Annotated in this window: 12 protein-coding genes; 6 read left to right on the top strand and 6 right to left on the bottom strand. The window is 67.9% G+C overall.

Features of this window, described 5'->3' with window-relative positions:
* Positions 1–52: 52 nt before the first annotated feature.
* Entirely contained in the window at positions 53–358 is a 306-nt protein-coding gene (locus ACWCO8_RS28955) for a hypothetical protein (protein ID WP_451034740.1), read from the bottom strand.
* A 40-nt stretch (positions 359–398) separates the two neighbouring features.
* A complete protein-coding gene (locus ACWCO8_RS28950; RefSeq protein ID WP_451034739.1) occupies positions 399–2,171 on the bottom strand; it encodes a DUF262 domain-containing protein in 1,773 nt (590 codons plus the stop codon).
* Between the two features lie 267 nt (positions 2,172–2,438).
* On the opposite strand from ACWCO8_RS28950, the gene ACWCO8_RS28945 reads away from it, so the two are divergent.
* The gene (locus tag ACWCO8_RS28945; protein WP_451034738.1) at positions 2,439–3,191 is read left to right on the top strand and encodes a hypothetical protein; all 753 of its coding nucleotides are present in this window, start codon (positions 2,439–2,441) and stop codon (positions 3,189–3,191) included.
* A 61-nt stretch (positions 3,192–3,252) separates the two neighbouring features.
* On the opposite strand, the gene ACWCO8_RS28940 is transcribed toward ACWCO8_RS28945, so the two are convergent.
* Complete coding sequence (locus tag ACWCO8_RS28940; protein WP_451034737.1) at positions 3,253–6,390, bottom strand: DUF3427 domain-containing protein; 3,138 nt, start codon at positions 6,388–6,390, stop codon at positions 3,253–3,255.
* Between the two features lie 130 nt (positions 6,391–6,520).
* Positions 6,521–7,525, bottom strand: a complete 1,005-nt coding sequence (locus tag ACWCO8_RS28935; protein WP_451034736.1) for an SEC-C metal-binding domain-containing protein — start codon at positions 7,523–7,525, stop codon at positions 6,521–6,523.
* 63 nt (positions 7,526–7,588) lie between these two features.
* On the opposite strand from ACWCO8_RS28935, the gene ACWCO8_RS28930 reads away from it, so the two are divergent.
* From ACWCO8_RS28930 to ACWCO8_RS28915, 4 genes are all read left to right on the top strand, one after another.
* A complete protein-coding gene (locus ACWCO8_RS28930; RefSeq protein ID WP_451034735.1) occupies positions 7,589–8,374 on the top strand; it encodes a class E sortase in 786 nt (261 codons plus the stop codon).
* Between the two features lie 41 nt (positions 8,375–8,415).
* Positions 8,416–8,706 (top strand): DUF6412 domain-containing protein, encoded by a 291-nt coding sequence (locus ACWCO8_RS28925; RefSeq protein WP_451034734.1) that lies wholly within the window; start codon positions 8,416–8,418, stop codon positions 8,704–8,706.
* 105 nt (positions 8,707–8,811) lie between these two features.
* Positions 8,812–9,534 (top strand): YidC/Oxa1 family membrane protein insertase, encoded by a 723-nt coding sequence (locus ACWCO8_RS28920; protein ID WP_451034733.1) that lies wholly within the window; start codon positions 8,812–8,814, stop codon positions 9,532–9,534.
* A gap of 136 nt (positions 9,535–9,670) precedes the next feature.
* The gene (locus tag ACWCO8_RS28915) at positions 9,671–10,528 is read left to right on the top strand and encodes a fumarylacetoacetate hydrolase family protein (protein WP_451034732.1); all 858 of its coding nucleotides are present in this window, start codon (positions 9,671–9,673) and stop codon (positions 10,526–10,528) included.
* A 51-nt stretch (positions 10,529–10,579) separates the two neighbouring features.
* On the opposite strand, the gene ACWCO8_RS28910 is transcribed toward ACWCO8_RS28915, so the two are convergent.
* Both ACWCO8_RS28910 and ACWCO8_RS28905 read right to left on the bottom strand, forming a co-directional pair.
* Positions 10,580–11,062 carry a heme-degrading domain-containing protein gene (locus tag ACWCO8_RS28910; RefSeq protein WP_451034731.1) on the bottom strand — a complete coding sequence of 161 codons (483 nt, stop codon included), beginning with the start codon at positions 11,060–11,062 and terminating at the stop codon, positions 10,580–10,582.
* A complete protein-coding gene (locus ACWCO8_RS28905) occupies positions 11,059–12,135 on the bottom strand; it encodes a Gfo/Idh/MocA family oxidoreductase (protein WP_451034730.1) in 1,077 nt (358 codons plus the stop codon). Before ACWCO8_RS28905 ends, ACWCO8_RS28910 begins: the two co-directional genes overlap by 4 nt.
* Before the next feature lie 55 nt (positions 12,136–12,190).
* Here ACWCO8_RS28905 and ACWCO8_RS28900 point away from each other — a divergent pair, with 55 nt between their 5' ends.
* A complete protein-coding gene (locus ACWCO8_RS28900; protein ID WP_451034729.1) occupies positions 12,191–13,342 on the top strand; it encodes an ROK family transcriptional regulator in 1,152 nt (383 codons plus the stop codon).
* Positions 13,343–13,355: the final 13 nt, after the last annotated feature.

Below are 13,355 nucleotides of genomic sequence, written 5' to 3'. Positions count from 1 at the left end.
CGCCACCCATGGGGAGGGGCACCGTTCAATACGCACGGGACCCCCGCCCCGTTCAGCCCTTGGCGCCCCGAGTAACGACCCACGACGTTCCGGCCACGACCCCGGCCACCCCGAACACAGCGGGCCAGGCCCCCACCTTCTTGGCCAACGGATGCGACCCGGCGAACGCGGCCACATACGCCACGGTGAGCCCGGCGGCCGCCTTCCCGCCCGCAACCCGCTGCCACTCCCGCGCGGAGACCACCCCGGCCGCCGCAAGCACGACCCCACCAAGCGGCCGCTTCTTGGTCCACCGGGCGACGGCATATCCACCGACGAGCCCGGCGGCGGCTATGGCGGGGGAGGGGATACGGGGCATGGCGGGGCCTTTCTGGAGGAGCGGGGCAGAGGTGAACTGGCTAGGAAGGGAGGCGGTTCGCGTCTCGCGTGCCGATCGGCCACACGTCGATGGCGAGCTTCGCAAGGTCGGCCTGGCGCTCCTGGATGCCCCGGGTGCGCCAGCCGTCGCCATCGGCGTCCCAAAGGCGACCGACTCCGGTTTCCTGAGTGATCAGGAAGGATGACGAGCCGTACGCGTCAGCCTTCTCAGGGTACGCCTTGTTGGAGGCTATGCGGTTCTTCCTCCCGTGAAGCAGGGTCTGGTTTCCGATCCTATTCACCCATGCTGCATGGTCGTTGAGACGATATTCCGCCTCTGGCGACTGCGGATAGATGTGCTCCACGTGAACTGTGTTCGTACCGGCCACCATGACGTCGTCCACCCCGTCGCGCTGTCGGAGGAACTGCTCGATCGCGGTGAGCAGGTAACGTGCCTGCGTGCTCCTCGGGATCTGAGTCTTCTCGAAGTCGGACTGGAACGCTGCGTCGTCCGGCGTCCAGCTGACGATCTGCTCGAACGCGGTCGACAGCGAGATCCCAGAGCTCACCTGCTTGGCCAGGTCAAACAGCTTTTCTTCAAGCAGAGTTGACTCGCGCCGGCCGACAACCGTCCAGCGGACGTAGTAGCTGATGAGCGCCTGAGCGATCTTCGCGACCTCACTGTTCTCGGACTTTGTCGATACGGCAAGGAGGAGGGGATACGCGGCATCGGCCCCCAGGGTCTTGACCTCGTCCAGAAGACTGTCGAGCGCCTCAAGCCCCGTCCCGGACGTGATCAACTCGATGTACTTTCCAGACGCGTTCTGAAGTTCCGCGGCAAAGGTCCGCACCTCGTAGCGTGGAAGCTCTGCATCGAAGCGCTGGGTCAGTTCTTTCCTGATGGTGGTGTACAGGCTGTGTGACCGCACATCACCGTGGCCGGCGACCCAGAAATGACGCAAGAACTTCTCGATGTCCTCTCGACGCTCGAAGCCGTCGAGGAGCGAACGCCAAGCGGTGTTGACACGGTCCTTCTCGTCATCGTTGCGACTCTTCTCCATGAGGAAGTTGCGAACGAGATCGACGGTGGAGAGGTCTTTTCCGCGGGAGTTAATCGTTTCAAAGACCTCGTTGGCGTCGCTGGAGGTAGGTGTCTGCACCTCAACGAAAACGAGCCCCTTCACCAGGCAATCCCTGAGCTCCTCAAGCCAGTCGATTCGCTCGTCATCGGAAGGTATGGAGGTCAGGGATGCGGATATGTGTCCTTCGAATATCGTGTATGCGTCCTGGATCAGCTTGTGAGAGGGGCGCGAGGGTATCTCTGTCTGGGAAATCTTCCCGGTGGTCTCATTCCAGTCCTGGATGTAGTCCTTGAAGAAATCCCGATCGAAGAGTGAGAGGGTCAGGAAGTATTGAGGTTGGGAATGTCGACCATCCTTGCGGGCAATGTAATCTCGCTGGATGTTGTTCGCCATGACTCGAGCCTCTGTTGAAGCCATGGTTCCAAGTGTGTCCCTGATGGCGGCAATTAGGATGGTCGAGGTGGTGAGCCGCTGCTGGCCGTCCAGGAGGGATCGGCTGGTTATCTTGTCGTCAGTGATGGTGACGATCGGGCCGATAAAATACTCTGAGGACGCCTTGGTCCCCGTTCGGCGTGCGCGCATGAACTTCTGGATATCGGCCCAGTAAGTGTCGACCTCACGCTTCCCCCAAGCGTATTGGCGCTGACTATCATCCGGCACTTCGACCGGAGGGTTGTTGGCGCCTATGAGTTGCCCAAGGGTCTGGCGGGCGGCGTGCTTGATGATGGCCATGGCTATCCTCCCCGAGTTTCGCACGAGAATAGCGCCCCATGCGCACCTTCGCGCGATTGTGCCGGATTCTGGATCCGTGAGTCGATCGGTTCAACCGGAATGGTCGTTAATTGTCGATCTGTCCGATATGTGTCGGCGGGTTGGCCTTGGGCTCGCGGAGCGTTCGTCAAGGTCTGCGAGGTCGGTCTGATAACTTATTTGCTCACTGACGCTCAAATCGCAAGGTGGGGGATGGGGAATACGGCTTCCGTTACAAGCCCGCACGGCTTGTACGAGATTCTGTCGCGGGTATGGGGTTCCGGCGCCCAGAATTTTCGCGACGGATGGGTTGCGGTACTCGAAGCTGAGTGGGGTTCCGGCGAGTTTGCCCGACGGCATGCCGAGGTCGGTGCACTGCTCTCGGAGACGATTCGGCAGATCCATGCTCTGCCTGAGGCGCAGCGGGTCAGATATTCGCGCTACTTCCCTCAGTGGTGGACCGCTGTGATGCAGCCGGATCTGAGTTGGTCCGATAGAGGGCGTCCAGCGAGCGTACTGGTGGGGCAAGAGACGCTTGATCACCTGGCGTCGGCGGCAGACCTGCTGGAGACCGCGATGCGCGGCACTAGCGCTGCACCCAGTGGGTCCAACTTGGACGAGCTCGCGGAGAGTTGTCGCTCGTGGCTCGAGATTCTCGCTGACACCTCGGACTCTGAGCTTCCTGCCGCTCTCAAGAACGAGATCGCCGCTCAGATCACACACCTCCTCTGGCTCATCGAGCACGCTGAGCTCTTCGGGGTGGCGAGAGTCTCGCGAGAAACCAACCAGGTGCTGGGTTCCCTTACTCAAGCGTCAACGATGCTGGCGGGCGTTGACGCTCAAGCCGGCGGCCGATGGAAGAGGGCATTCCTGGGGCTCGTGACGGCGTCAGTTGTGTTCACGGCAGGCGCCACACAGGTGCAGACGGCGATCGAAGCCGGCACCGGAGTGGTCAAGGAGATCACTCAAGTCGTCGACGGCATCACCAACTCCGCAGAGTGAGTGGAGGCCCGCCAGCGTCACGGTTTCGGTCGTACCGTGACGCTGACGGGTCGACTCTGTATCAGCCCACAGCTATTGCCGAGTACGTGAGGACGTCGGCGGGGAGCTCGTGCCTGAGCTTCCAAGTGATGCCCATGGGCTTGCTGCCCTTGTGTTCGACGTAGTCGGCGGGCCCCAAGAGCATCCAGGGCTGGGGTCCGCCTATATCCGTCTTCTTGTAGCGGCGGACGAAGAGGAGGACGTGGGAGCCGTTCTCCTTGTGGGTCTGGTAGCGGGTGCCCGTGGGAGACGTTTCCGATGTCTGGTTCTGGGACTCCCAGTGGAAGAGGCTGTCGTTCAGCGCGTAGTCCCGGTAGCGGGTCTGCGGGGAGAAGTCCTTCTCGTCCTTCTCCAGCGTGATCAGCAGCGCGTCCGTCTGGATGCCCTCGCACCACTTCACTCCCTCGCGGAAGTGGCCCGGCATGAAGCCGCCGATGAACGACTGGCCCAGAGCCGGGAGGATTTCCTCGCGGCTGTACGCGGCATGAACCGTCAGCGGGAGGCCGGCGAGGGGGCCGAGGAGCGGGATGGGGACGTGGTCGGTGCGGTCAAGGACATGCGCAAGCACCTGGCGCACTTCGTCGCGGAATGCGTGCTGGGGGCGCAGGGAGTCCAGAGCATCCTGGTAGCTGGTGAATCCCCCCAGAGGCCACAGCGAGAAGTAGAACATGCGGGCGTAGGCGCGCTCGATCTCGTTGAGCTCGCTGTAGGGAGGGGCATCGTCGGCAAGGAGCTTCGTGTAGGCCTCGACCCGTCGAGGGTCGTCGACATGGAGGAACGCCGAGACGCGCTTGAGGAGCGCTTCCTCACCTTCGGGGCCGGTGCTGGGGAGCAAGCCCGAGCGGCGTAGCAAGCCAGTCCATGAGTTGCCGTTGCCGCGGTAGATCTCCTTGAGCTCGCGCCCGCTCTCCTCCAGATAGTCCGACAGCCGGGACTCGCCGTACCGATTCACTTCCCGAGCGAGCTGCGTGACGTTGACGCTGATCTGGCTGCGGATGTTGTCGATGATCAGGTCCTTGGCCTTGGACTCAAGGATGATCTGGCAGCCAGACGGAAGCTGGGGGAAGTCATGCTCGATGTTCGCGAGCAGGCGGTTGCGCGTCAGGTTGGTCAGGGCGCGGAACTGCTCCTCGAAGCGGAACTCCTTACGGTGCTGGCCGATGAAGTCGAGAACGGTGAGCACCGCCTTGCCTTCGCTGCGACGCAGCCCACGGCCCAGCTGCTGCAAGAAGACCGTGGCACTCGATGTCGGACGTAGCAGAAGGAGTGTGTCGACGTCCGGGATGTCCAAGCCCTCATTGAAGAGGTCGACGGAGAAGATCACTTGAATCTCCCCCGAGCTGAGCGCAGCAAGCGCGTCTCTGCGCTCGTCTCGCGGCGACTCCCCAGAGAGGGCCACGGCCTTGAGGCCGGCGCGGCAGAAGAAGTCAGCCATGAAGTGGGCATGAGCGACTGAGACGCAGAAGCCGAGGGCACGCATGGACCCTGGGTCCGTGACCTTGTCCATCACTGCCTGGACGACGAGTCGGGCGCGTGCGTCGTTGCCGGTGAACAAGTTGCTCAGGGCTGAGGCGTCGTACGCCCCGCGCTTCCAGGTGATGGCACTCATGTCGGTGTTGTCGGTGACGCCGAAGTAGTGGAACGGGCTCAGCAGGTCGTTCTCGAGCGCTTCCCACAGACGCATCTCCGCCGCGATGCGTCCGTCGAAGAACTCGTCCTGGACGTTGCGGCCGTCCATCCGCTCCGGGGTGGCCGTGAGGCCGAGGAGCTCGCGGGGCGTGAAATGGTCGATGATCTTCCGGTAGGTGGGGGAGACCCCGTGGTGGAATTCGTCGATGACGATGACGTCAAAGTGGTCAGGGGCGAACCGTTCGAGAACGCCAGCGTTGAGCGACTGAACACTCGCGAAGACGTGCTTCCACTCCTCCGGGACGATGCTGCTGTGCATCTCTTCGCCGAAGTTGGCATCCACCAGGACGTCTTGGTACGTCCGCAGTGACTGGCGGAGGATCTCCTGCCGGTGAGCGACAAAGAGAAGCCTGAGGTCGCTCCCGTGCTTCGCCCTCAGATGCTTGTAGTCGAGCGCGGCCATGACGGTCTTGCCGGTGCCCGTAGCGGCAACGAGCAGATTGCGGTGGCGGCCATGGACTTCGCGCTCCACCTCGAGGCGTTCCAACATGTCCCGCTGGTGGGGATACGGCCGCACCTCAAGTCCCGAGAGCGTGATGTGGCGTCCTGCGGCGTTGTTGGGGCCCCGGCCGGCGATCTGGAGGGCTTCGTCGAGGCGCCTCGAGTAGCGGTCGGGGTCGTACGGCTCGAATGCCGCATCGCTCCAGTAGGAGTCGAACGTGGCTTCAAACTTGCGGAGCACGTCCGGGGTGGCGATGGATGACAGGCGGACGTTCCACTCCAGGCCGTCGAGGAGGGCGGCCTTGGACAGGTTGGAGCTGCCCACGTACGCGGTGTCGTAGCCGCTGTTTCGTCGGAAGAGCCACGCCTTTGCGTGGAGTCGAGTAGAGCGCAGCTCGTAGTTGACCTTCACCTGGGCGTTGAACCTCTGGACGAGACGGTCCAGCGCTCTGCGCTCGGTGGCACCGATGTAGGTCGTGGTGATGACCCGGATCGGAACGCCCCTTGCGTGGGCCGCTTCGAGGGACTGCTCGATGACTCGCAGACCATGCCACTTGACGAACGCACAGAGAAGGTCGACCCGGTCGGCTGTGGCGAGCTCAGCTCGGAGCTCAAAGCCCAGGCTCGGGTCATCGGGGGAGTTGGTGATGAGTGCGGTCTCGGAGAGTGGAGTCGCAGGCCTGATCTTGTAGACGCCCTTGGCCTCTTGCTCGGCGATGGCGAGGAGCTGGCGGGGGCCGTCCGACACGAGGTCGACCCACTCGCGAGCGCCCTCGATGCTGTTCATCGATTCGAGGATGTGGTTGGCCGCGTGAACGCGCTCAGCCTCGGGCAGGCGCTCCAGGATGCGCCGCGTCGTGTCCGCGACGTGCCGCGCGATCACATGGGGCGCCGACTCGGCTCCTATGGCGGCGTCGATCGCATGCCAGCCCTGATCTGTCAGACCCTTCAGCTGTTGCTCGAGACGCAGCGTGATGAGTTGCTCGTAGAGCCCCGAGATCGGCTCGTTGGTATTGATCGGACCAGCCACTGTTGTCCCCTCCCCGTTCAGACCTCAGTGATACCAGGCGTCACAGAGAAGCCGTTCGCAACGCTGGCATGGCAGGTCAAGATCAGGCCATGGCCTTACGGACTGCTTCGTTGAGGAGGTCGACCGGCGGTCACTCCGCCGCGTGGCACTCCCCATACGTCCGCCCAGACCCGCACCAGCAAGACGCCCCCCGCGCCGGAGGCCACGCCGTGGCGCGGCCTCTGGCCGCCAGGGTTGTGGCGTATTGGGGGAGGAGGTCTGCGTTTGCTGGGGAGGAGGATTCGGAGGCGGCGAAGGCTTCGTAGGAGGGGACCGTGGCCGGGACGATGCCCAGGTTGGGGGTGCCGGCCGCGGACAGTTCGCGGAGGGAGGCCTCGAGGTCCGTGAGGTGGGCGCGGTACGTGGGGTACTCGGATTCCAGTTCCGGGTACGACGTGAGGAGCTCGTCCAGTTCCGCTTTCGGCCAGTGGAGGACCGCCACCGGGAACGGGCGCGAGAGGGCCGTCCTGTAGGAGCCCAGTTCGCTGCGGAGGCGGGCGATCTCCGCCTGGAGTTCCGCCGGGTCCGACGAGCCCAGCGACCACAGGCGCTTCGGGTCGTGGAGCTCGTCCAGTGGGACCGCCGCCGTGTGCAGGGTGTCCGCCAGGGTGTCCCAGTCGTCGTGCGGGAGCGCCAGCATCCGGCGGATCCTGTGGCGAGTCACCAGGAGGGATTGGGTGGCGTGGGGGAGGTCCCGTACTGAAGCCTCGCCGGTCAGGAGCGTTGCGGCCTGCGTCGCCGTCTCTTCCGCCAGTTCCAGTTCGTCGTGGGCTTCCAGCGTCTCCGCCATGATCTCCCACGGCCCCGCCTCCGCGGGCATCGCCGTACGGAGGCCCTCGATGATCGCCCTCGCCTCCGCCTCGTGGCCGTACTCCCACAGGTTCGCCGCCTTCAGCGACCTGATCAGGTGCGGGTTCGACGGCGACGACGACAGGAGCTCGTCGTACAGCGTCGTCGCCCTTGTGCGGTCGCCCGCCAGTTCCAGATGGGCCGCCGCCTGGAGAAGCAGGGCTTCCTGGTCCTCGGGGTACCGCGCGGCGGTGCGCAGCAGGCGCTCGGCTTCGGTGGCGTGGTCGGCAGGCATGTCGGGGCGCATGCCGACCACCGTACTGCTGTACGGCCCTGGAGAGTTGGCGCCCCAGCACCTATCGTGCCCCGCGTGCGGGCCAGGGTGCGGGACAGAGTGCCGGTCGTCGTCCAGACGCGCGGGGTGCGGAGCACACCCGCCCGCCTGCTGTGGGCCGGCGCCGAAGCCGTCGTCACCTGCGGCGTCGTCCTCCTTCTGCTCGTCGTCCACCAGCTCTGGTGGACCAACCAGCAGGCCCGCGCCGAAGCCGGCGAGCAGGTGCGCGTCCTTGAGCAGGAGTTCGAGCGGGAGCCCGAGCCATCGATCGAGCCGGAGTCCGCGCCCGAGTCCGCGCCGGAGATCCAGCCGGAGACCGCGCAGGGGTCACCCTCCGCCTCCTCGCCCGCCGCGTCCCCGACCTCCCTCGACCCCGCGCCTCCCTCCACCCCCGCCTACGCCATCATCCGCATCCCCCGCATCGGCCTCACCGCCCCCATCGCCCGTGGCATCGGCAAGCGGTCCGTCCTCGATCGTGGGTACGTCGGGCACTACCCGAACACCGCCGGCCCCGGCCAGACCGGCAACTTCGCCCTCGCCGGGCACCGCAACACCCACGGCGAGCCCTTCCGCTACATCAACCGGCTCAGGAAGGGGGACCGGATCGAGGTGCAGACCCGGGGGGCCTCGTACGCGTACGTCGTCGATCGGGTCCTCGCGCAGACCTCGCCCCGCGACACCGGCGTCATCCAGCCCGTCCCCCGCTCCCTCGTCAAGCCCTCCTACGGCTACTCCGAGCCCGGCGCCTACCTGACCCTCACCACCTGCACCCCCGAATTCAGCTCCGCCTATCGGCTTGTCGTCTGGGCCAAGCGTGTATAACGGTCAGTACGACTGGCTTACCGGCTGAGGAAGGAGTGGAGATGGGGACAGCACTGCTGCGCATCGCCGCTCCCGTATTCTTCCTCCTTGCCCTCGGTGAGCTCTTCCTCTCCGACGGCTCCAGCCTCTCCGCCGCCGTCGCCCTCGCCGCGACCAGCGTCGTCTGCGCGCTCATCGGCGCCCAGGCTCCCGTGCCCGTGCCCCCCACCCGGGTACGCACCGCGCTGCGCGATCGTGAGCAACGCACCGCCTTCCTGCCCCAGCGCGACCCCGACGCCTCCGGGCGCCGTCGGCCCCGGGCACCCGGACGTCTCCTTCCGGCGGCCGTGTAGGCATTCGGTCGTACTGCGTCAGCGGTACCTCCTCTTCGTCCTGCGCGGACTCGTCATGCCGATTCCTTTCCTCGTTCCGGCACGACTGGCCCCCGGAGGGTCCCCATGTCCGTTTTCGCCACCCTGGTCGAGCGTCTCGCCGACCTGCTCCAGCCGCTCTTCGCCACCACCGCGACCGCCGCCGCCATCGTTCTGTTCACCATGGTCGTCCGGCTCGCCATCCACCCGCTCTCCCGCGCCGCCGCCCGCGGCCAGAAGGCCCGCGTCCGGCTCGCCCCGCAACTCGCCGAGCTGCGCGCCAAGCACTCCAAGAACCCCGAGCGGCTCAAGAAGGCCGTCATGGAGCTGCACGCCAAGGAGAAGGTCTCGCCCTTCGCCGGCTGCCTGCCGAGCCTCCTCCAGGCGCCCGCGTTCCTGCTCATGTACCACCTGTTCTCCGGCGACCGCATGGCCGGGCACAGCCTCTTCGCCGCCCCGCTCGGCGACCACTACGCCGACGCCCTCGCCGCGGGTGGGGTGTTCGGTCCTGCTGGGCTCGTCTATCTCGTGCTCTTCGCGATCGTGGCCGCCGTCGCCACGTTCAATTTCCGGCGTACGAAGCGGCAGCTCGCCGCACAGCCGCTGAACACCGGCCTCCCGGACACGCCCGGCGCCGAGACCATCAACAAGCTCATGCCGCTGCTCTCCTTCGCCACCCTCATCACGGTCGCCGTCGTCCCGCTCGCCGCCGCCCTCTATGTCGTCACCAGCACCACCTGGACCGTCTTCGAGCGGGCCCTCCTCTACCGCGACCAGCCCGCCGTGGGGGTCCTTGCTACTCGCGCGTAAGGGTCCAGTCCGTGAACGGGGTCTTGCAGAGTGGTCCGAACTCTTGGAGGATCGACCAACCTCCGATGGCCGCAACCCATCGGCCGGGTGTCACGAGGGCCGCACTTCTGGCCCGACCCGACCAAGGGAGAAGACCATGAAGCTGCTGCGAGTCGGCCCGGTGGGTGCCGAGCGGCCCGCCCTGCTCGACGAGGACGGCACGCTGCGCGACCTGTCCGCCCTGGTCGGCGACGTCGACGGCGCTCTGCTGGCCGACGGGGCCGCCCTCGACCGGATCCGGGCCGCCCTCGCCGCCGGCGTGCTGCCCGCGCTCGACGCGACCGGTCTGCGGATCGGCGCGCCGGTCGGCCGGATCGGCAAGGTCGTGTGCATCGGGCTGAACTACCACGGCCACGCCGCCGAGACCGGAGCCGCGACCCCGACCGAGCCCGTCGTCTTCCTCAAGGCCCCCGACACCGTCGTCGGCCCGGACGACACCGTGCTCGTACCGCGCCGCAGCACCAAGACGGACTGGGAGGTCGAGCTCGCCATCGTCATCGGCCGCACGGCCCGCTACCTGGAGAGCGACGAGCAGGCCCTCGCCCACGTCGCCGGTTACGCCGTCGCGCACGACGTCTCCGAGCGCGAGTTCCAGATCGAGCGCGGCGGCACCTGGGACAAGGGCAAGAACTGCGAGACCTTCAACCCGCTCGGCCCCTGGCTCGTCACCGCCGACGAGGTCCCGGACCCGCAGGCGCTCGGCCTCCGGCTCTGGGTCAACGGCGAGCTGAAGCAGGACGGCCACACCTCCGACCAGATCTTCCCGGTCGCGGAGGTCGTCCGGTACGTGAGCCAGTTCATGACCCTGTACCCCGGCGACATCATCAACACCGGCACCCCGGCCGGCGTCGCCATGGGGCAGCCCGAGCCCAAGCCGTACCTGCGGGCCGGTGACGTCGTGGAGCTGGAGATCGACGGGCTCGGGCGTCAGCGGCAGGAGCTCAAGGACGCCTGAAGCCTGATATGGCAACGAGCATGGCCCCGTGAGGGGGCATGCTCGTTGTCCTCAGGCGTCCACCGCGTACGACGTCAGCAGGCGTTCCAGCGCCTCCACCACCATCGCGTGGTCCTCCGCCTGCGGCAGCCCCGACACCGTGGCCGAGCCGATCACCCCCGCGCCCACGACCGCGACCGGGAACGAACCGCCGTGCGCTGCGTACCGGTCGGGGTCCAGGCGCGAGGACGCCTCGAACGTCGTCCCCTTGGCCCGGAAGCGGGCGCCGACCAGGAACGAGCTCTCGCCGTACCGCTCCACCACCCGGCGCTTGCGGTCGATCCAGGCGTCGTTGTCCGCGCTCGAACCCGGCAGCGCGCAGTGGAACAGCTGCTGCGCCCCGCGCCGGATGTCGATCGCCACCGGCGCCTCGCGCTCGCGCGCCAGCTCCACGAGGAGGGAGCCGAGCGCCCACGCGTCCTCGTACGTGAAGCGGGGGAGGACCAGGTTCCGCTCCTGCGCCTCCAGTTCGGGGATCTCGCTCGCAGAGCTCACAGCGTCACCGTGATTCCCTCGTGGGCCGAGCGGCGGGCCGCCTCCAGCACGTCCAGGGCGGCCGCGGCCTCGTGGGCCGTGACCGGGTTCGTACCCTTCCCCCGGACCGCGGCGGCGACGGCCGCGTAGTACGCCGGGTAGTCACCCGCCACCGACTCCACCGGCAGACCGCCGCCGGTCAGCGGGGACTCGCCGGCGCCGAGGCGGCCCCACAGCGACTCCGGCTCCACGCCCCACGCCACGCCGGGGCCGGGGAGTAGCCCCTCGCGCAGGTCGCCCTCCTGGGGGTCGAGGCCGTACTTCACGTACCCGGCGCTGGACCCCAGGACGCGGAAGCGGGGGCCGAGCTGGGCCGTCGTGGCGCTCACGTACAGGTGGGAGCGGACGCCGTTCGCGTGCGTGATCGCGAGGAACGTGTCGTCGTCCGCCTCCGCGCCGGGGCGCCGCACATCGGACTCGGCGTACACCCGGACGGCGGGGCCGAACAGCACCAGCGCCTGGTCGACGACGTGGCTGCCGAGGTCGTACAGCAGACCGCCGATCTCCTCCGGGGCCCCGGACTCGCGCCAGCCGCCCTTGAGCTGCGGGCGCCAGCGCTCGAACCGGGACTCGAAGCGCTGGACCTCGCCCAGCGCGCCCTCCGCGAGCAGGCCGCGCAGAGTCAGGAAGTCGCTGTCCCAGCGGCGGTTCTGGAAGACGGAGAGGAGCAGGCCCCGCTCCTCGGCGAGGGCGGCGAGCTCGCGCGCCTCCGCGGCCGTACCGGCGACCGGCTTGTCCACGACCACCGGGAGGCCGGCGGTGAGCGCGGCGGTGGCGATCGGCACGTGCGTCTTGTTGGGGGAGGCGACGACGATCAGATCGAGCTCGTCCGCCCGCGCCCACAGCTCCTCGGGGGCGTCCGCGATCCGTACGCCGGGGTACGCGGCCCGCGCCTGCGCCTGGCGCTCGGGGTTGCTCGTCGTGACCGTGTCGAGGACGAGGCCCTCGGTGGCGGCGATCAGCGGGGCGTGGAAGACGGAGCCCGCCAGGCCGTAGCCGACGAGTCCGACGCGGAGGGGGGCGGTGTCGGTCATGCTTCCACTTAAGCAACGCTGTTGCCAAAGTGCAAGTGACAGGGACAATGGGGTGGTGAACAGGGAAGTCAGGCGTGCGCTGTCGGACGCCGGAGTCAATCTGCCCGGCCTGCGCAGCCACAACGCGGCCCTCCTCCTCGACCTGCTGCGGACCGCGGGCGAGGCCGGGATCAGCCGCCTGGAGCTGGCCGAGCGGACCGGGCTCACCCCGCAGGCCGTCAGCAAGATCACGGCGCGGCTGCGTGCGGAAGGGCTGGTACGGGAGGCGGGTCAGCGCGCCTCCACCGGCGGCAAGCCCCGTACGGTCCTGCGCCTCGTCCCCTCCGCCGCGTACGCCGTCGGCGTCCACCTCGACCGCGACGAACTGACGACCGTCCTGGTGGACCTGGCGGGGGTACGGGTCGCGGTGCGGCGCACCCCGCTGGACCTGGGCGCGGGCGCGGAGGCCGTGTTCGAGGTGGTGGCGCGGGAGGTGGGGGCGGTGGCGGGTGCCGCGTCGGGTGAGGTCGGGGCGGTGGCGGGTGCCCATGAGCGCGGCTCCGACTCGGACCATCCCGGCGCCGAACCCGCCGTTCTCGGGCTCGGCGTCGCCATGCCCGGGCCGCTCGATCACCTCTCCGGTACGCCCGGGCGCGTCACCGGGTTTCCCGAGTGGGAGGGCGTTCCGCTCCGGGAGGAGCTCGCGCGGCGGCTCGGGCTGCCCGTCGCCCTCGACAAGGACACCAACGCCGCCGCCCTCGGCCTCGCCCTGCGCTCCACCGCCCCCACCGCCGACTCGTTCGCGTACCTCCACCTCGGTACGGGGCTCGGCTCCGGGCTCGTCCTCGGCGGCGCGCTCCACCGGGGGGTCAGGACCGGGGCGGGGGAGTTCGGGCACCAGACCGTCCTGCTCGACGGGCCGCCCTGCGGCTGCGGCGGCCGCGGCTGCCTGGAGGTCCTCTGCCTGGCCGCCGTCGCGCGCGGTGACGTGCCGGAGGCGGCGCGGGTCCTCGGTACGGGTGCCGTGAATCTCGTACGGCTCCTCGACATCGACCGGGTCGTGCTCGGGGGCCGGATCGTGGCCGGCGACCCCGAGGCGTTCGTGGGCGGTGTCCGCGCGGTCCTCGCCGGGGCGGGCCTGGGCACACCGGTCTCCGGTGCCACGTCTCCGTACGCCGTCGCGGAGGGCGCGGCGCAGCTGATCCTCGCTCCGATCTTCGGAAAATAGGCTGATCGGGCGG

The organism is Streptomyces sp. NPDC001927, from assembly GCF_053594455.1.
Note: the sequence above shows the minus strand (reverse complement) of the source record. Positions and strands in the feature narration are given on the sequence as shown.